General features: G+C 66.1%; 18 protein-coding genes, 1 tRNA gene and 1 other RNA gene. 8 read left to right on the forward strand and 12 right to left on the reverse strand.

Annotation, left to right across the window (positions count from 1 at the left end):
- Positions 1-8: 8 nt before the first annotated feature.
- The gene (locus C8J98_RS14590; protein ID WP_107913922.1) at positions 9-524 is read right to left on the reverse strand and encodes a YceD family protein; all 516 of its coding nucleotides are present in this window, start codon (positions 522-524) and stop codon (positions 9-11) included.
- A 157-nt stretch (positions 525-681) separates the two neighbouring features.
- On the opposite strand from C8J98_RS14590, the gene C8J98_RS14595 reads away from it, so the two are divergent.
- Both C8J98_RS14595 and C8J98_RS14600 read left to right on the forward strand, forming a co-directional pair.
- Complete coding sequence (locus C8J98_RS14595) at positions 682-1,128, forward strand: hypothetical protein (RefSeq protein WP_107913923.1); 447 nt, start codon at positions 682-684, stop codon at positions 1,126-1,128.
- Between the two features lies 1 nt (position 1,129).
- Positions 1,130-1,714 carry a Maf family protein gene (locus C8J98_RS14600; RefSeq protein WP_107913924.1) on the forward strand — a complete coding sequence of 195 codons (585 nt, stop codon included), beginning with the start codon at positions 1,130-1,132 and terminating at the stop codon, positions 1,712-1,714.
- Here C8J98_RS14600 and C8J98_RS14605 read toward each other — a convergent pair.
- The gene (locus tag C8J98_RS14605) at positions 1,682-3,265 is read right to left on the reverse strand and encodes a glycosyltransferase family 39 protein (protein ID WP_233260242.1); all 1,584 of its coding nucleotides are present in this window, start codon (positions 3,263-3,265) and stop codon (positions 1,682-1,684) included. The genes C8J98_RS14600 and C8J98_RS14605 overlap by 33 nt on opposite strands.
- A gap of 83 nt (positions 3,266-3,348) precedes the next feature.
- On the opposite strand from C8J98_RS14605, the gene C8J98_RS14610 reads away from it, so the two are divergent.
- Genes C8J98_RS14610 through C8J98_RS14625 form a run of 4 tightly spaced genes read left to right on the forward strand, consistent with a single transcriptional unit; the run spans position 3,349 to position 7,877 of the window.
- Entirely contained in the window at positions 3,349-4,290 is a 942-nt protein-coding gene (locus tag C8J98_RS14610; protein WP_107913926.1) for a MoxR family ATPase, read from the forward strand.
- A 44-nt stretch (positions 4,291-4,334) separates the two neighbouring features.
- The gene (locus tag C8J98_RS14615; protein WP_233260243.1) at positions 4,335-5,246 is read left to right on the forward strand and encodes a DUF58 domain-containing protein; all 912 of its coding nucleotides are present in this window, start codon (positions 4,335-4,337) and stop codon (positions 5,244-5,246) included.
- Positions 5,243-7,240, forward strand: coding sequence for a DUF3488 and transglutaminase-like domain-containing protein (locus C8J98_RS14620; RefSeq protein WP_107913928.1), 1,998 nt, complete (start codon positions 5,243-5,245; stop codon positions 7,238-7,240). The genes C8J98_RS14615 and C8J98_RS14620 overlap by 4 nt, the downstream gene beginning before the upstream one ends.
- A gap of 43 nt (positions 7,241-7,283) precedes the next feature.
- Complete coding sequence (locus tag C8J98_RS14625) at positions 7,284-7,877, forward strand: Slp family lipoprotein (protein WP_107913929.1); 594 nt, start codon at positions 7,284-7,286, stop codon at positions 7,875-7,877.
- A 191-nt stretch (positions 7,878-8,068) separates the two neighbouring features.
- On the opposite strand, the gene C8J98_RS14630 is transcribed toward C8J98_RS14625, so the two are convergent.
- The 8 genes from C8J98_RS14630 to C8J98_RS14665 all read right to left on the reverse strand — a co-directional run bounded on the left by C8J98_RS14630 (position 8,069) and on the right by C8J98_RS14665 (position 12,977).
- Positions 8,069-8,413, reverse strand: a complete 345-nt coding sequence (locus C8J98_RS14630; protein ID WP_107913930.1) for a histidine triad nucleotide-binding protein — start codon at positions 8,411-8,413, stop codon at positions 8,069-8,071.
- 17 nt (positions 8,414-8,430) lie between these two features.
- The gene (gene recR, locus C8J98_RS14635) at positions 8,431-9,033 is read right to left on the reverse strand and encodes a recombination mediator RecR (protein ID WP_107913931.1); all 603 of its coding nucleotides are present in this window, start codon (positions 9,031-9,033) and stop codon (positions 8,431-8,433) included.
- Between the two features lie 19 nt (positions 9,034-9,052).
- Positions 9,053-9,376, reverse strand: a complete 324-nt coding sequence (locus C8J98_RS14640) for a YbaB/EbfC family nucleoid-associated protein (protein ID WP_107913932.1) — start codon at positions 9,374-9,376, stop codon at positions 9,053-9,055.
- The gene (gene dnaX / locus C8J98_RS14645) at positions 9,373-11,091 is read right to left on the reverse strand and encodes a DNA polymerase III subunit gamma/tau (protein WP_107913933.1); all 1,719 of its coding nucleotides are present in this window, start codon (positions 11,089-11,091) and stop codon (positions 9,373-9,375) included. The genes C8J98_RS14640 and dnaX overlap by 4 nt, the downstream gene beginning before the upstream one ends.
- A gap of 91 nt (positions 11,092-11,182) precedes the next feature.
- An RNA gene (ffs, locus tag C8J98_RS14650) (signal recognition particle sRNA small type) lies at positions 11,183-11,279 on the reverse strand.
- Positions 11,280-11,304: 25 nt separating this feature from the next.
- Positions 11,305-11,395 (reverse strand) — tRNA-Ser (locus C8J98_RS14655).
- A gap of 98 nt (positions 11,396-11,493) precedes the next feature.
- Positions 11,494-12,252: an MBL fold metallo-hydrolase gene (locus C8J98_RS14660; RefSeq protein ID WP_107913934.1), complete on the reverse strand. Its 759-nt coding sequence runs from the start codon at positions 12,250-12,252 to the stop codon at positions 11,494-11,496.
- Positions 12,249-12,977: a 3-deoxy-D-manno-octulosonic acid kinase gene (locus C8J98_RS14665; protein ID WP_343125726.1), complete on the reverse strand. Its 729-nt coding sequence runs from the start codon at positions 12,975-12,977 to the stop codon at positions 12,249-12,251. Before C8J98_RS14665 ends, C8J98_RS14660 begins: the two co-directional genes overlap by 4 nt.
- A 97-nt stretch (positions 12,978-13,074) precedes the next feature.
- Here C8J98_RS14665 and C8J98_RS14670 point away from each other — a divergent pair, with 97 nt between their 5' ends.
- Complete coding sequence (locus tag C8J98_RS14670; RefSeq protein ID WP_107913936.1) at positions 13,075-14,100, forward strand: glycosyltransferase family 9 protein; 1,026 nt, start codon at positions 13,075-13,077, stop codon at positions 14,098-14,100.
- 171 nt (positions 14,101-14,271) lie between these two features.
- On the opposite strand, the gene C8J98_RS14675 is transcribed toward C8J98_RS14670, so the two are convergent.
- Positions 14,272-14,676, reverse strand: coding sequence for a DUF6165 family protein (locus C8J98_RS14675; protein ID WP_107913937.1), 405 nt, complete (start codon positions 14,674-14,676; stop codon positions 14,272-14,274).
- A 93-nt stretch (positions 14,677-14,769) separates the two neighbouring features.
- Here C8J98_RS14675 and C8J98_RS14680 point away from each other — a divergent pair, with 93 nt between their 5' ends.
- Positions 14,770-15,879 (forward strand): FAD-dependent monooxygenase, encoded by a 1,110-nt coding sequence (locus C8J98_RS14680; RefSeq protein ID WP_107913938.1) that lies wholly within the window; start codon positions 14,770-14,772, stop codon positions 15,877-15,879.
- Positions 15,880-15,903: 24 nt separating this feature from the next.
- Here C8J98_RS14680 and C8J98_RS14685 read toward each other — a convergent pair whose 3' ends face one another.
- Entirely contained in the window at positions 15,904-17,148 is a 1,245-nt protein-coding gene (locus C8J98_RS14685; protein ID WP_199229926.1) for an Nramp family divalent metal transporter, read from the reverse strand.
- Between the last annotated feature and the right edge of the window lie 3 nt (positions 17,149-17,151).

The following is a 17,151-nucleotide window of genomic DNA, read 5'->3' on the forward strand; positions in this document are numbered from 1 at the left end:
CAGCGAAATTACTTTATGAGTCCGCGGAGTGCCGCGAACGGGTTTTCAGACGTTTCCGGCGAGGGTTCTTCTTCCTCGTCGGCACCAACGATGTCATCGGGCAGCTCGTAATCCGGATTGACCGGGACCAGGGGCAGCGCCAACAGCAGTTCATCTTCGATCGTCGCGACCAGGTCGAGCTTGCCGTCCTGTTCGACCAGAAGTGCCTCGTAACCCGGGGGCAACGCGGCTTCCTCACTTTCTTCGACAATCAGTCCGAGACGGGTATCGATCTCAACCGGAAGGACGAACGGTTCCAGCGAACGCTGACAGATCACAGTCAACGGTGCCTTCGCACGAACGGCCACATAGGCGATATTGAACTCGTCGCGACCGAAGTCCAGCTCGTAGGTTACGTCGCCTTCGGGCGACGCAATAACTTCTCCGAGACGGGCAAAAGCCGACACGGGAAGCGAGCCCTGGAACGAACGCCGCGCACGAACTTCGCGCCAAGCGTCCACGGACGATGGCAAGGTCACGGACATAATCGGGAAATGGTAGGCATCAACCTGCCTGAAGTCAACCGGTTAGCGGGTACAAACCGCAACACCGCGCACTTTTGCGCAGGCCGGGGCCTTTCGTGCAGACTCGCAGGTCAGGATGTAGTTTGCCGCAGCAAACCCAACAGGGGGAAGAGCTAGCGTGTTTTCTTTTGCTTATTATGCACTTGCGGCCATCATCGTGGCCGCCATAGGGCTTTGTGCCTGGGCGGTGGCCCAGCAGCGGACCCGGCGACGCCACAGCGCGATGCAGGATCTGCTCGACAACGCCGACCGTCTCGAGGCTGATCTCAAGGACTGCCGCGATCGCCTCCAGCGCGCTCACTCCGTGATGTCGGTCAGCCCGGACGTGCCGGCCGCAGGCGAGGTCGAGGCGCAACAGGCCGTCGACTCGGGGCTGCGCGCCCTCCTCCAGCAACGCCTGTGGATCCGCGACCGCGCCCCCGACGCCAGCCAGCGCGAGCTGGACGAGGCCGTCAACGGCCTGGTGCGGGCGCGTCATCAACTGGAACCGCGCCTGCGCGCCCTGGACGACGCGCAGAGCGCGCTCGACACGGCGGTGCGCGAGCACATTCACAAGGAATTCTGAAGTGTCCGCGCAGCCCGTCGTCATCCTCGCCTCCACGTCCGCATACCGCGCCAGCCTGCTCCGGCGACTGCTGGACCGATTCGAGCAGGCGTCCCCGGGCACCGACGAAGTTCCCCTGCCCGGTGAAGCGCCCGCGGCGCGAGCGGCACGCCTGGCCGAAGCCAAGGCACGTGCCATCGCCTCGACACGCACCGGTTGCGTGGTCATCGGCTCGGACCAGGTGGCAGACCTCGAAGGCACCGTCCTCGATAAACCGGGCACCGTGCACGCGGCGCACCGCCAGCTGGCCGCCAGTTCAGGGCGAGAGGTGGTCTTCCACACTGCCGTGTGCGTGGTCGATGCCAGCGGCAAGGCATCGTTTCACGTCGACGAAACGCGGGTGCATTTCCGTCACCTATCCGCCCAGGACATCGAACGCTACGTGGAACGCGAACGCCCGCTGGACTGCGCAGGAAGCTTCAAATGCGAAGGCCTGGGCATCGCCCTGTTCGAGCGGATCGTCAATGAAGACCCGACCGCACTGATCGGCTTGCCGCTGATAGCGACCTGCCGCTTACTTCGCGACGCCGGGATCGCCCTGCCCTGACGAGGTGCGCAAGGCGATAACCGACGCACGGTACGCCTCGCGCCAGACCACGCAGTCATCGGGATTGCCGAGGCCACCAGGTGCAGCTCGCGCCGTGGCGTTGTAGAGTGCAAAGCGTCGCCGCCCGTCGAACAGATCCAGCCGTGCCGCGGGTCCGGCGATGTCGACGCGCGAGCATACCGAGGCAAGCCAGTCGCGCTTTTCGCGTTCGCGCAACGAGGTTTCGTCGACGACCAGCAACACGCGTTGGCCTGCATGTTTCGCCAGGCCCGCTTCATCGAAACCCCATGCGGCAAGCTGCGGCGCGCGGCCATGCTTCGTGTTCAACGGGCTGTCGAGCGAATACACCTCACGAGAACCGCCGAGCTCGAAACGAAGCTCCGCCGCCAGCATGAAATTGTCGGCGACGACCAGGGCCGAGGGCTCCCTGGCCAGTTGCGCGCGCACCGCGTCGCTGCTTTCGCGCCAACCGGTGAAGTTGGACGGAAAAGCCTTTACGCCGGCAAGTACGCGAGCGCCGTCCGGCGAGGCGGCCAGGCCGAGGTAACCCAGGCCGGCGAGCAGGCCAAGACCCGCGAGGACGAAGCCGGCCAGCGCCACCCGGCGCCACACGCGCCCGGCCTCCGCCAGCAGCGAAGGCAAAACCGCGCAAAGAAGCACGTAGCCAGGCAGCGGCCAATGCGCGCGAAAACGAACGTCGTCGGCAAACAGGCCGAGTACGAAATAGAGGACGACAAAGCTACCGGCGACCGTCGCGACCACATCGAAGGGAGCCTCGCCACGTCGCCGCCAGGCTTGCCACAACGCCCACATCAGCACCGCCCATGCCAGGGGCGTGCATGCGCCGGCCTGCTCAAGAGGCTGGACCAGGGCATCCGCATGGAACCGCCAGGGATTGCGCTCCACCAGTTGGAACGCGACACCCGCGCCGCGCGCGGCGACGTTATAAATCAGCAACGGAATCAAACCTAGCGAAGCCACCGCCATGGCCAGCCACAAGCCGGGACGCCGCCACTGCTCGTGGCCTCGTGGCGTGGCCAGCAGGAACAACAGGCCGGCCAGCATCGGCATGGCCGCGCGGTAGTGGGTCGCCCAGGCAATGGCCAGCCCGACGCCGAGCAGGCACCAGTCACGCGTGCGATTCGTCTCCAGTGCAGCCAGCAATCCCTGGGTAGCCAGGACCATGGCGAACGTCAGCGGCACATCGGGCAAGGCCAGTACGCCCAGGCTGCCCACCAGCGGCAGCAGCAAGGCGAAGGTCGCCGCCTGCCACCGCGCGACCTCACCGCCAAGCCGCTTCGCGATGCCGCCGACCTGCCACGGCAGCACCGCCCCGATGAGCAGGAACGGCAAGCGCATGGCGAGACGCCCATGGCCGAAGACCCCTTCGGACAAGGCGATCAGCCAGGCCGTCAGCGGCGGCAGGTCGCTATAGCCCCAGGCGGGCGAAAGGCTCTCCTGCCAGTAGAAGGCCTCGTCACCGAAGGGCGACAACGTGGCCGCTATGAGGATCTTGAGCAGCAAGGCCACGACGAACATGACGAGGAACATGCCTCGCCACGATCGCATCGGCGCCGCTACACTGGAACGCTCAAACATCGACATTGCCAGGCTTGGGGGCACACGCATCGATCATGTCAGCGACGACTCCGCTCAACGATGAAATGCTCCGCCACCGACTGGATGGCGCACTGGCACAGGTCAACGGCGTGCTGCTCGGCAAGCCACGCCAGGTCAAGCTGGCCTTCACCTGCCTTATCGCAGGCGGCCACCTTCTCCTCGAAGATGTACCCGGCGTAGGCAAGACCACGCTGGCGCACGCTTTGGCCGCCACTTTCGATCTCGAATTCCAGCGCATCCAGTTCACCAGCGACCTCCTGCCATCGGACATTATCGGGGTCAGCGTCTACGAGCGCGAGACGGGGCAGTTTCGATTCCATGCGGGGCCCATCTTTACCAGCCTCCTGCTTGCCGACGAAATCAACCGTGCCACGCCGAAATCGCAGAGTGCCCTGCTCGAGGCCATGGCCGAGGGCCAGACCACGGTCGACGGCGTCACCCACGAGCTGCCCAAGCCGTTCTTCGTCGTCGCCACGCAGAATCCGCTCGACCTGGCCGGTACCTTCCCGCTGCCCGACTCTCAGCTGGATCGCTTCATGCTGCGACTCAGCCTGGACTATCCCGATCCCGCCGCCGAACGCGCGCTGCTCATCGGCGAAGACCGCCGCGACATGATGGCCTCGCTGAAACCGCGCCTGGACGCCGTCGCGATCAGCCAGCTGCATGCGGCCGCGCAGGCGGTCAAGGTCAGCAGCACCTTGCTCGACTATCTACAGGCCCTGCTGACAGCCAGCCGCAAGCACAATGAAGTTCGCGTCGGTCTCTCGCCGCGCGCCGGGCTGGCGCTGCTCGCTGCTTCGCGCGCCTGGGCGATGATCAGCGGTCGCGACTACGTCATCCCTGAAGACGTCCAGACGGTTTTCGTACCGACCGCCGCACATCGACTGGTACCGGGCCGAGGCAGTCACCGCGAGGCGATCGCGCGAGCGATCCTCGCCGAGACCGCGGTGCCCTGATGCCACCAGCGGGCGAGCGGATCGTGGCGTGGGCGGAACGGAGGTTGCCTTCGCTGACCCGAATGCGCAGGCGCGAGCCATTGCCGATCCTGCTCCATCGCCGTCGCATCTACATCGTGCCGACCGGCTTCGGCCTCGGCTTCTCGCTGCTGCTGGCCGTCATGCTTGTCGGTGCGCTGAACTACGCGAATAACGCCGCGCTGATGATGACCTGCCTGCTTGGCGCGGCAACCGTAGGAAGCATGCTGGTAGCCTTTCGTACGCTCAACGGTGTATCCGTCGGTGGCTTGCGCGCAGGCACCGCTCGTGCGGGCGAGGCGATCCGGGTCTCCCTCGACATCGCTGCGAACCAGCGCGAGCGCATGGCCGTGCGCCTCGATGTCGCCGGCCGTGAACACGTGGTCGTGGTGACACCGGCCACGCCGACGGCGATCGAGTTCGCACTGGACACCGACTTTCGCGGTTGGCAGTCGCTTCCGCGCATGCGGCTGCACACCACCTGGCCGCTGGGCATGTTCCGCGCGTGGAGCTGGCTCAATCCGGATAACCCGGTGTTGGTCTATCCCCGTCCCGAGTCACTTGGACCGACGCCCTTCGAGCCGGAAGGCGACGCCGATCGAGGCCGTCCGCGCGCCGGCGACGAACTGGCCGCGTTGCGCGACTATCGTCCGGGCGACCCACGCCGGCAAATCGCCTGGAAGCTCAGCGCGCGCCACCATGGCCTGCTCGTCAAAGACCTGGAGCAGCCCGCGCCGAAGGAAGACTGGCGCCTGGACTGGGACAGCATGCATGGGCTCGACGATGAATCGCGCATCTCCCGGCTCGCTCGCTGGATCGATGAGGCAAAGGATTCGGGAAGGCGCTGGAGCCTGCGTCTGCCGGACGGCTACTTCGATATCGCGCAGGGCGACGAGCACTACCACCGCTGCATGACGGCACTGGCCTTGCGCCCATGACGCGTTTTCGCCTTTCGCTGACGCGTGCCCCGGTCGACGAGCCTCTCCTGGCGCGCCGCCCCTTCGACCTGCTCTGCCTGACCATGGCCTGCGTGCTCGGCGTGCACGCGCTGCACCTGCCCTGGTGGCTCACGCTTACCCTCGCCGGCGTCCTTGCGGCACGCTGGCGCCAACGCCGCAGTGGCGGACGCAACGCGCCGTTCTGGATCAAGCTGCCGCTCATTGTCCTGCTCCTGGCGGTGGTCATCGCTTACTACGGCACCTTGTTCGGGCGCGAGCCGGGCAGCGCCTTCGCCGTCGGCCTGCTCGTCCTGAAGATGCTCGAAAGCGAGCATCGTCGCGATGCGCGAGTGGCGATCGCCTTTGGCTGCTTCGGATTGATGAGCGCCCTGCTGTTCGACCAGGGCATCGCTGCCAGCTTTGTCGTAGCGCTGGGCCTGGTGCCCGCTGTCGCCACGTTACGATCACTCGAAGTGGTCGACCCGGACCTGCGGCCGCTGCGGCGCGAACTGTTACCCGTGCTGATCACCTTGCTCGCCGCCGTCCCGCTGGCCCTGTTCGCCTTCGTCTTCGTCCCTCGCCTGAACTCGCCCCTATGGGGTGCCCCGACTGCGGACCGAGCCGTGACGGGACTTTCCGATCGCATGGCGCCGGGTGAGATGGCCGAAGTACTGACGGACGACACGCCGGCGATGCGCGTGACGTTCGACGACGCCCCACCGATGAGCGCGAGCCGTTACTTCCGCGCGTACACGATGACGAACTTCGACGGCCAGAGCTGGCGCCCGGACTACGACGGCGGCTCACGCAGTTCGGGCACGCTGGAAGGCCAACCCCGTTTCAACTACGAGATCACCCTCGAGCCGACACGCCAGCGGGTACTCCCCGTCATGGACATGCCGGTGAGCGCTCCCGACGACGCCAGGCTACGCATCGACCGCACCGTCGAGGCGGACCGCCGCATCGACGAGGTGTATCGCTATCACGCCTCAGCAGCCACCGATTACCGACTCGACGCAACCATCGACGGCCGCCAGCGTCGCCAGGCACTTCAGCTACCGAACGACGTGGGACCGCGGGCGCGCGAACTTGCGGCCAGCTGGGCCGGCAAGTTCGGTAACGATCACCTCGCCATCGCGCGTGCCGCCCTGGCCATGTTCCATGACGGTGGCTTCCGCTACACCCTCGCGCCGGCACCGCTCGGTCGCGATCGCATCGACGACTTCCTGTTCCAGACCCGCGAAGGATTCTGCGAGCACTTCTCTTCCACCTTCACCTTCCTGATGCGGGCCGCCGGTGTACCCGCACGCGTGGTCACCGGCTATCAGGGCGGCTACTGGAACAAGCTCGGCTCCTACCTTCTCGTACGCCACGCCGATGCGCATGCCTGGTCGGAAGTCTGGCTGGAGGGACGCGGTTGGGTACGCTTCGATCCCACCGGCGCCGTCCGACCGGAGCGCGTCAGCCTGGGCGCGGCTGCGGCCGCGGCCGGCAGCAGCAGCGAGGGCGGCCTGTTCGACATGGCATGGTTGCGCAATGCGCGCGATCGCTGGGATGTGGTCAACCAATGGTGGAACCAGGCCGTTAACGGCTTCGACGCGCTTCGTCAGCAAGGCATCCTGCAACCGTTCGGCATCCGTCAGACGGACGTCGGCGATCTTGCGATCATCCTCGCCGTCGGCTGTGCGTTGCTGGTTGCCGGTGCACTGGGTTGGGCCATGTTCCAGCGACGTGAAGGCGATGCGTTGGATGCGTGGATGCAACGTCTCGAGCGAAAGCTCGCACGTACAGGCGTGACGCGACGGACCGGTGAAGGTCCGCGTCACTACCTCGCTCGCGCGGCCCGCTCGCTGCCCGCCCAGCGAAATGCCCTGGAAAGGTTGAGCCAGCTTTACTTGCGGTCACGCTACGCCTATGACGAACCGCCGCCTGAATCCCTCAGCGAATTCAGGCGACAGGTGAAGGAATTTAAGGCGCGCCGCGTGGTCAAATAAGGACATGGCATCGGCCGTGTCCGGTGCCTCTGGGAGATGTGACATGTCCATGTACAAACCGCTGGTCATCGCCGCCGCGACGCTGGCCCTGGGCGCATGCGCCACAGTGCCGCAGCCGCTGCAGGGCCAGTTCAACGACGTCTCGACGTCCGGCGCGCAACAGGGCGGTGCCCCGGGCGCGAAGGTCCGTTGGGGCGGCGAGATCATCAAGACGGAGCCGGGTCCGCAGCAGACCTGCTTCTTCGTGCTGTCCGAACCGCTCGACGACGAAGCCCGCCCGACCGCCAGCAAGTCCGACAGCCAGGGCCGCTTCGTGGCCTGCCGCGACGGCTTCTACGATCCCGAAGTGTTCACCCGCGGTCGCGAGATCACGGTCACGGGTACGCTGCACGGCGCCGTCTCGCAGAAGGTTGGCGACTTCGACTACGCCTACCCGCGCGTCGAGGCCGACGTGGTTTACCTCTGGCCGAAGCGCGTGCCGATCCAGCGCTACGGGCCGGGCTTCTATGACCCGTTCTGGGGTCCTGGCTTCGGTCCGGGCTGGGGTCCGTACGGTTATGGTCCGTGGGGCGACCCCTACTGGTACCGCCCGCGCACGATCATCGTGCGGCCGCCTCCGGCCCCGCGCGGTCGTTGATCCATCAAAAAAGCCGGCTCGCGCCGGCTTTTTTTTGCACTGTTGTTCCGCACCGCTATTGTAGGAGCCGATTCATCGGCGATGTGGGAGCCGATTCATCGGCGATCCCGCGGCAGCGGGCCAGATTCCCGCAAGCTCCCTTCGCCGCCTAAGCGGCTCCCACAGAAAAGCCCCAACCCGGAGACAAGGCGTCAGCCCGGGGGCCAATGCATCTGCCGTCCGGCCAGCAGGTGGACGTGGATGTGGAAGACCGTCTGGCCGCCGTGCGTGTTGGTGTTGATCACGGTGCGATAGCCGTCTTTCGCGAGGCCCTGCGCCCTCGCGAACGAGGCGGCGGCAAGTAGCAGTTTGCCCAGCAGTTCGGCATCGCCCGGGACGGCGTCGTCGAGCGTGGCGATGGCGCGCTTGGGAATGAACAGCACGTGCACCGGCGCCTGTGGATTGAGGTCGCGGAAGGCGAGCACGTCGTCGTCTTCGTAGACGATGTCGGCGGGAATTTCCCTGCGGACGATCCTGGCGAAGATGGTGTCGGTCATCGAATGTCCTTTGAAGGTCAGCCGAGCGACTGCCGGCTACCGAAAGCATGGGCGAGCGTGCCGCGATCGACGAACTCGAGTTCGCCACCGAGGGGTACGCCATGGGCGAGACGGGTGGCGCGGATGCCGGCGGCCCTGGCCAGCTGACCGATGTAATGCGCCGTCGCTTCGCCTTCGACCGTCGGGTTGGTGGCGATGATCATCTCCGCGATGTCGCCCTCGCCCAGGCGTTCGACGAGCAGCGGCAAGCCGAGCTCATCGGGACCCAGGCCATCCAGCGGCGAAAGGCGCCCAAGCAGGACGAAGTAGTGACCACGGTAACCGGTCGCCCCTTCGATCGCGGCAAGATCGGACGGCGACTCCACTATGCAAAGTACCTGGGCGTCGCGGCTGGAGCTCGAACACAGGGAACACACCGGCGTCTCGCTGAAGTTGCGGCAGCGCGTGCAGTTGCCTACATCACGCATCGCCGATTCCAGCGCGGCCGCCAGGCGCAGACCACCCTGCCGCTCACGTTCGAGCAACTGGAAGGCCATGCGCTGGGCACTCTTCGCGCCGACGCCCGGCAGGCAGCGCAGGGCGTCGATCAATTCGCCGAGAAGGCGGGAGCCGTTAGTCATCGTGTGGCGTGACCGCTCGTCAGAACGGCATCTTGAAGCCGGCGGGCAGGTTCAGCCCGGCGGTAACACCACCCAGCCTCGAGCGGCTGATTTCGGCGATCTTGTTCACCGCGTCGTTCACCGCGGCGGCGACCAGATCCTCGGCCATTTCCGGATCGTCGGCAAAAGCCTGGCGGTCGATGTGCACGGAGCGCACTTCGTGGCCGCCCGACATCGTTACGCTCACGAGGCCACCACCGGCGGAGCCGGTGACTTCCGTCTTGGCGAGTTCATCCTGCGCACGCTTCATGTCTTCCTGCATGCGCTGGGCTTGCTGCATCAGCTGACCAATTTGACCTTTCACGTTCCTGGCTCCACGGGTTTGATCGATTGCGGAATGACGCGCGCGTCGAATTCGCGCTTGAGCGTCTGTACAAAGGGGTCGGTCTCCATCGACGCGACCGCGTTGGCCTGCGCGTCGACCTGCGCCTGGGCCCGGCGCTCTGCCGGGGTGCCCAGATTGCCGTGATCGGCGATGAAGCGGATGCGAACGCGCCGGCCGAGCGCATGGGAGACCTTTTCTTCCATCTGGCTGGTGAGCGGCTCTACCGCCAGATGCATGTGCTGCGGTTGTAGCGCCAGCACCATGCCCTCGCCGTCGAGTTCACGCAGCGAGGAATTCTGTGCCAGCTGGCCGATCGGGCCGCGCAGGTTCGCGCGCTCGATCACGTCGTGCCAGTCGGGCAGGCCGTTGGCGTCGAGGGCCAGCGGACCCTGAGGTGCGGCGGGTACCGGCGTGGGAGCGGGCGCTGCCGCGGCCGGGGACGGACGGGGTGCGACCGGGACCGGCGCAGGCGCGGGTGCGGAAGGTGTCGGCGCAGCCGGAGCCGGCGCGCGCACCGGCGCGGCGGCGACGGGCGCTGCTGCCGCTGCACGTGGCGCGACAACGGGAGCTGGCGCCACCACGCGCGGGGCCGACGGCGAAGCGCCCTGCCCGGCTTCCGCCGGACGGAAGGCGAACATGCGCAGCAAGGCCATCTCGAAGCCGATCCGTGCGTCCGGAGCCAGCGGCAGTTCCCGGCGGCTGGTGGTGGCGATCTGGTAGTAGAGCTGTACGTCCTCGGGCGCAAGACGGTTGGCGATGTCGGCAAGGCCGGCGTCGCCTTCTTCCTCGCGATAACCGGGCACCAGCTGGATCAACTGGATGCGATGCAGCACCGTGGCCAGATCGTCGAGCACACCGGCGAAATCCGGCGAGTACGACGCGATACGGTCGGCCTCACCCATCAGCGCGCTGCCATCACCGGCAGCGAGCGCCTCGATCACACCGAGCACTTGCCCACGCTCGACGCTGCCGAGCATGGCGCGCACGTCGGCCGCGCGCAGCGCGCCGCCACCGTAGGCAATGGCCTGGTCGAGCAGTGACAGGCCGTCGCGCAGCGAACCGTCCGCGCCATGCGCGAGCTCGCCGATGGCTTCGTCTTCGTACTCGATGCCTTCGGCGGCGAGGATATGGCGCATCTGCCCGGAAATCTGCTCCGGCAACAGGCGCTTGAGGTTGAATTTGAGGCAGCGCGACAGGACCGTCACCGGCAACTTCTGCGGATCGGTCGTGGCGAGCAGGAACTTCACGTGCGGCGGCGGCTCTTCCAGGGTCTTCAGCAGCGCATTGAACGCCGGCTTGGAAAGCATGTGCACCTCATCGACCAGGTAGACCTTGAAGCGCCCGCGCGACGGCGCGTACTGGGCGTTCTCGATCACCTCGCGGACATCGTCCACACCGGTGTTGCTGGCCGCATCGATTTCGAGCAGGTCGACGAAGCGACCGGCGTCCACGGCCGTGCAGACCGCGCACTCACCGCAGGGATCGGCCGATTCGCCCCGTTCGCAGTTCAGCGACTTGGCGAAAATGCGCGCGATGGTCGTCTTGCCGACGCCGCGGGTACCGGTGAACAGATAGGCATGATGCATGCGCCCGGAGTCGAGCGCGTTGGTGAGCGCGCGGACCACGTGCTCCTGGCCCACCAGTTCGGCGAACTTGCGCGGGCGCCACTTGCGTGCGAGGACCTGATAGGACATGCGTATTACCTTGGGACGACGGTGGATTGTGCCAAGGACCCGGGACGGGTGAAAGCGCGGCCCGAAAAGCGCGGCCCTCAAAAGGTGATGACCCTGCCAGCCACACCCCGGCACCCGAGTCGTCCGCTACCGTTGCTTCCTTCCGGACCTGGCGGAGTTTACGAACTATCGTCGCGGGGGGACCGACAGGGTCACCATAAAGACGTTTGAAACTGGCGGAGAGAGAGGGATTCGAACCCTCGATACGTTATTAGCGTATACACACTTTCCAGGCGTGCTCCTTCAACCACTCGGACACCTCTCCACACTGGTACATCCTCTTCCCCGGCTTCCTGTCCGGCAAAGAAGCGGAAGGATAACTTCAGCGGTGCGGCGAGACAAGGGCGGAACACAGAAATGGCATCAGCCCGCCGTCGGACGGGGCGGCTGCGGCTCCGGAAGCGGCAACCGCTCGCCCGGACGAGCGATCCGATACCCGCGCGAGACCAGGGTTTCGCCATCTTCGACGCTGCCGTAGTGATACAGCGCCATCCGGGCGCGAACCTCTTCCGGGTATTCGCGTTCCAGGTCGTCCACGCCCGTATGCGACGGATTGCCTACGACACCGCAGTCGTGGGCAATCAGCTCACCGTGCGCCCCATGGAGTGCCAGCGCCTCGGGGACGGGACGGGTGTCGCCGGTATAGACGAAGCTGCCGCGCAGGGCGAGGCCATACGAGGTGCCCTGCACGTGGTGACGCGTCGGGAAGACGTCGAACCATTCTCCCTCGTGCCAGAAGCCCCGCGTGCAAGGGATCAGGTGGAAGGCTTCCCAGTAGTTCACGCCACCCTCCGCCAGCGCGCCGGGATAGTCGGCCACCCTGCCCTGCAGCCACGGCAGGAGCGCCGCATGCAGGTACACCCGGGTGCGACCACGCAGGGCTTCGTCGAACCAGAGGCGGATGAACAACCGCTCCATGCCCGCCACGTGGTCCATGTGCACATGGGTCACGTAGAGGGCCGGTGGCGGGGCGCCGTAAGCCGCTATGTAGCGGTCCAGGGTGTCCGGTCCGCAGTCGACCAGGAGCAACGGACGGCCGTCACGCTCGACCACCACGGCGGACGAGCCGAGCTCCACGGCATGCGCCGCACCGGTCCCGAGAAAATTCAGATGCCAGCTCACCCTTTCAGACTCCGCTCGTATTGGTCGATCAGGGCCGGCCAGAGCTCGGCGTCGAAGGTATCGTCCCCGGCATCGCGGGCGCCGATCTTGATGAGGGAGCGCTTCAGGCGGGCCAGGTTCGCCCGCCGCCAGTGTGCCGACGGCCGACGCAGGCGGCCACGGTCGAAGTCGATGAGGAAGAGACCCTGTGGATTGATCAGGATGTTGTGGGCATTGAGATCCGCGTGCCAGGCACCTTCGCGATGGAAGCGGGCGATCAGCTCGCCCACCTTCCCCGCAAGCGCCGCGTTGAAGGCACCGTCGGACAGGCGCTCCGCCAACGTGGCCGCATCAGGAATACGCAGGGTGATCAGATCGGCCGAGTAGCGCAGCCAGTAGCGCACGAAACGCGACGCCAGCGGCGGCGACACCGGCAGGCCGCGGCGCTCCAGCTCGGCCAACAGCCTGAATTCGCGTACGCTGCGTGTGCGTTGCCGCCCCGTGAACAGATAGCGGTCGCCAAAGATTCGAGCCACCATGCCACCGCGCCGGTAATGACGAAGCACCGCTTCGCCGGCAGGTGTTTCGATCACGGCAACGCCCCCGCGACCGCCGGCCTGCGAGCGCAGGGCATCGCGCTCGCTCCAGTGGGCGGGCGAGAACCAGAGGCTATCGACTTGAGGTGTACGGGCCGCGTCAAACAGAATCGTGCCGCCCGCCGCCTCCGCTACTCGTTGTTCAGTCATTATCGGGCCGCCCTACAGCGGCCTCCTATCCGGTGATCCGATCGTGCCCAGTCTAACAAGCCGCCCCCTCCCGCCGGGAGACTCCCGTCTCTGCATCATGCGCACATCCGCCATCGGCGATGTAACGCACGTGACGCCGCTGATCCGGACCTTGCAGGAAAAAGCGCCGCGGACGCGACTGACCTGGATCATCGGCAAGCTGGAGCGGCGCCTGGTCGGCGACCTGCCCGGCGTGGAGTTCATCACCTTCGACAAGGGCCAGGGCCGCGCAGGCGTGCGCGCCGTGCGCGAGGCCCTGGCCGGTCGGCACTTCGACGCCCTCCTTCACATGCAGGTGGCCCTGCGCTCCAACCTCTTGAGTCTTTCCGTAAAGGCGCACCGGCGCATCGGCTACGACCATGCCCGCTCCAAGGACCTTCATGGCCTCTTCGTCAACGAACGCATCCCCGCGCGCACGGGCGAGCACGTGCTCGACGCCATGGCCAGCTTCATCGAGCCGCTCGGCCTGAAGCAGACCGAGGTTCGCTGGGATATCCCGGTACCCGACGAGGCTCGCGCGTGGGCGGCGGAGCAACTGCCCGGTGAAGCACCGACCTTGCTGGTCAGCCCCATGTCGAGCCATACGGTGCGCAACTGGCGCGTCGAGCGCTACGCCGCGTTGATCGATCATGCGATGAGCCGCGGCCTCCGGGTTGTCCTGGTCGGCGGCCCTTCGGAGCCCGAGCGCGCCCTGGCGGACAGCATCCTCGCCGCGGTGAAACACCCGCCGATGGACCTGACGGGCAAGGACACGCTGAAGCGCTTCATGGCGCTGCTCTCGCGCAGCGCCATGATCCTCACCCCGGATTCGGGGCCGATGCACATGGCCAACGCGGCCGGCGTGAAAGTGCTCGGCTTGCATGCGGCGAGCAACCCGGAGCGCTCCGGTCCCTACTCCGACCGTCGCTGGTGCGTCGACAAGTACGACGCGGCCTCACGCAAGTACCTCGGCAAGCCGGCGTCAGAAATTCCGTGGGGCACGAAGATCGAAAAGCCCGGCGTCATGGACCTGGTGGAAGTCGACGAAATGGTCGCCCGCTTCGAAGCCTGCGCCGAGCACCTGCACCTGACCTTGAACCGTTAACGCAGCGCACTGTAGGAGCGGCGATGTGGGAGCCGATTCATCGGCGATGTGGGAGCCGCTTCAGCGGCGATCCCGCGGCAGCGGGCCAGGTTGAGGCAAGCACCCAATCGCCGCTGAAGCGGCTCCCACAAGAGCATCGCCGATGAATCGGCTCCTACAGAAGCTCGCAGATCAGGCCTGCGGGGCGCGGTAATCCTGGTAGGACTTTTCCTCGACCAGCGTCGAGCCGAGCTTCATATTGATCTCGCGCTTGATCGCCGCGCGCTCGTCGTTCTCGATGTACACCGAGCGAGCGAGCTGGATGAATTCCTGGTCGAAGGCCTGCGCGCGCTCCTTCATGCGGATGTCGTCCTCGATCTTCCACAGGCGCTGGTTCACCGAGAGCAGGCGCGCGGTTTCGTCGACGATGTCGGTGGCCGAGGCCTTGTCGTTCTTCCACGTCGCGTCGAGCAGTTCGAGCTCGTTACGCACGTTGGCGAGCTTGGCCTCGTCCTTGATTTCCTGCAGCTTGATCTGAAGGATCGTCATCTTGTCGATCAGCTCGCCGTAAGAAACGGGGGTCTGGATCAGGCTCATGGCAAATCTCCGGTCGGTCAGGCGCCGGAGGTTAGCAGTTTTGCGCGGGTACCACCGCTATGATCGGCTGGTCGACACCTGCCGAGCGCACGCATGAGCCAGCCATCCGTCCTGATCGCCGGTGCCGGCCCGACAGGGCTAGCCGCCGCCTTGCTGCTCGATATGCGCGGCGTGAGGGCGCGGATCGTGGATTCCGCGATGCAGCCGTCACCCCATTCGCGGGCCCTGGTGGTCAATCCCCGCACGCTCGACCTGCTCGCCGAGACCGGCGTCACCGAGCGCATGCTCGACGAGGGTCGTCGCATCCGCGGCGTGCGCTTCCACGAACACGGCAAGCTTCTGGCCACCGTCGAAGCCGAATCGATGCATCCGCGCTACGGCCTCACCGTGCTCTCGCAGGAACGAAGTGAGGCGCTGCTGACCGAAGCGCTGCTCGCGCGGAACATCCACGTGGAGCGTGGTGTTCGTGCCGGTTGCGTAGGCCAGGACGACGACGAGGTACGCGTGGCGTTGAACGGCGCAAGCGATGGTGAAGACGGCTACTCGGCCGTCTTCGCCGCCGACGGTGCGCGCAGCGATTTCCGCAAGACACTCGAGATCGGTTTTTCCGGTTCGTCCTATCCGGAACCGTGGCCGCTGTACGACGTTCCGTTGGACACGCCGCTCGACCATGACCACGCGCACATCCTGTTCTTCCCCGATGGCATGATCTTTCTGTTGGCACTCAACCAGGAGATCTGGCGTGTCATGTCGAACATGCCCGATCCATTGTCACAGTTACCGCCCGGCACCGTCGCCAGCGAGCCGATGTGGGAGTCGTCGTTCCATATCGCACACCGTGTCGCGGATCGCTGCGCTATCGACCGCATCGCACTCGGTGGGGATGCTGCGCACGTGCATTCACCGGTCGGCGCGCGCGGCATGAATCTCGGTATCGAGGATGCCGCCGCCTTCGCGATGTACCTCACCGTGCCAGGGGCCAACCCGATGGATGCGCTCGAGCGTTACCACCGCGAGCGCCACGCGGTGCACAAGGGCGTCGTACGTCGTGTCCATGCCATTACGTCGCTTGCGCGCAGCGGCAACCCTCTTGTCGCGCGCTTCCGACATATGTTCATTCCGTGGGCATCGCACACGCCTGCCGTGAGCAAGCGCATTTTGCGCACGGTGGCAGGCCTTGATCACCCTGCGCCAGCCCCGTGACTTGCATCGGTTTCGGCGTGCGCGTCAAAGCGAAATCGCGCCAGCGACATCGAGCAGCAGCACCACGTTAAGGCTGAGCACGACCAGCGCGCCGAGACTCGCCAGCGCGACGACAGGCCGGCTGTTGCGGAACATACCCATGGTGTCGCGGCGGCTGGTGAACCACACCAGCGCGATCATCGGGAACGGCAAGGCGATACTCAACGCCACCTGGCTCATCACCAGCGCGCGGGTCGCATCCACGCCGGCCATGACCACAGCGAAGCTCGGCACCATCGTGACGGAGCGACGCACCCATATCGGGATACGGAAGGCGACGAAGCCCTGCATGATCATCTGCCCCGCCATCGTGCCGACCACGGAACTGGAAAAGCCGGACGCCACGAGGGAGATAAGGAAGATGGTCGCCGCGGCGCCGCCGAGCAACGGCACCAGGGTCTGGTAAGCCGTTTCAATTTTGGCGACGTCCGGATGGCTGCCATGAAACGCACCGGCCGCCATCACCACCATGGCCAGGTTGATCAGGCCGGCCACGGTCAACGCCAGGACCACTTCGAGATTGGACAATCGGATGATCCGTCGCCGCTCCATGTCGCTCTTCGGGCGCGCGCGGCGCTCGGTAAGGCCTGAATGCAGGAACAGGGCATGCGGCATGACCGTCGCACCGATGATGCCCACCGCGATCGCCACCGCCGCGCCATCGGGAAGGCTGGGCACGAAGATCTGCTGTCCCAACGACACCCAGCCCACCGGGGCGACGAACAACTCGACCAGATAGGAAAGGCCGACCACGCCGACCAGCGCACCGATCGCCAGCTCGAGCCGCCGATAGCCCATGCCCTCGAGCATGAGCAGCGCGTAGGTCACCACGCCCGTAATGGCCATGCCCACCAGCAGCGGCAAGTGGAACAACAGGCTCAGGCCGATCGCTCCGCCGAGGAACTCGGCCAGGTCCGTCGCCATCGCCGCCAGTTCGCTGACGACCCACATGACGTAAACCAGCGGTTTGGGCAGGCGTTCGCGGCAAAGCTGGGCAAGGTCGCGCCCGGTCACGATGCCCAGCCGCGCCGACAGGCTCTGGAACAGCATCGCCACCAGATTCGCCAGCACCACCACCCAGAGCAGTCCGTACCCGTATCGCGCACCGGCCTGGATATTGGTCGCGAAGTTACCCGGATCGATATAGGCCACGGACACGACCACGGCCGGCCCGGCAAAGGGCGCCAACCCGGCCAGCCCCGTCCGTCGACCCTGCAAGACGTCTTGCATGAC

Origin of the sequence: Luteibacter sp. OK325, assembly GCF_003050935.1 — a bacterium.
GTDB lineage: Bacteria > Pseudomonadota > Gammaproteobacteria > Xanthomonadales > Rhodanobacteraceae > Luteibacter.

Coding starts and splice junctions, on each gene's coding strand:
- C8J98_RS14670 (WP_107913936.1), top strand. CDS start 13,075: ATGCGCACATCCGCCATCGGCGATGTAACGCACGTGACGCCGCTGATC.
- C8J98_RS14625 (WP_107913929.1), top strand. CDS start 7,284: ATGTCCATGTACAAACCGCTGGTCATCGCCGCCGCGACGCTGGCCCTG.
- C8J98_RS14620 (WP_107913928.1), top strand. CDS start 5,243: ATGACGCGTTTTCGCCTTTCGCTGACGCGTGCCCCGGTCGACGAGCCT.
- C8J98_RS14605 (WP_233260242.1), bottom strand. CDS start 3,265: ATGTTCCTCGTCATGTTCGTCGTGGCCTTGCTGCTCAAGATCCTCATA.
- dnaX (WP_107913933.1), bottom strand. CDS start 11,091: ATGTCCTATCAGGTCCTCGCACGCAAGTGGCGCCCGCGCAAGTTCGCC.
- C8J98_RS14665 (WP_343125726.1), bottom strand. CDS start 12,977: ATGACTGAACAACGAGTAGCGGAGGCGGCGGGCGGCACGATTCTGTTT.
- C8J98_RS14590 (WP_107913922.1), bottom strand. CDS start 524: ATGTCCGTGACCTTGCCATCGTCCGTGGACGCTTGGCGCGAAGTTCGT.
- C8J98_RS14685 (WP_199229926.1), bottom strand. CDS start 17,148: ATGCAAGACGTCTTGCAGGGTCGACGGACGGGGCTGGCCGGGTTGGCG.
- C8J98_RS14680 (WP_107913938.1), top strand. CDS start 14,770: ATGAGCCAGCCATCCGTCCTGATCGCCGGTGCCGGCCCGACAGGGCTA.
- C8J98_RS14610 (WP_107913926.1), top strand. CDS start 3,349: ATGTCAGCGACGACTCCGCTCAACGATGAAATGCTCCGCCACCGACTG.
- C8J98_RS14675 (WP_107913937.1), bottom strand. CDS start 14,676: ATGAGCCTGATCCAGACCCCCGTTTCTTACGGCGAGCTGATCGACAAG.
- recR (WP_107913931.1), bottom strand. CDS start 9,033: ATGACTAACGGCTCCCGCCTTCTCGGCGAATTGATCGACGCCCTGCGC.
- C8J98_RS14630 (WP_107913930.1), bottom strand. CDS start 8,413: ATGACCGACACCATCTTCGCCAGGATCGTCCGCAGGGAAATTCCCGCC.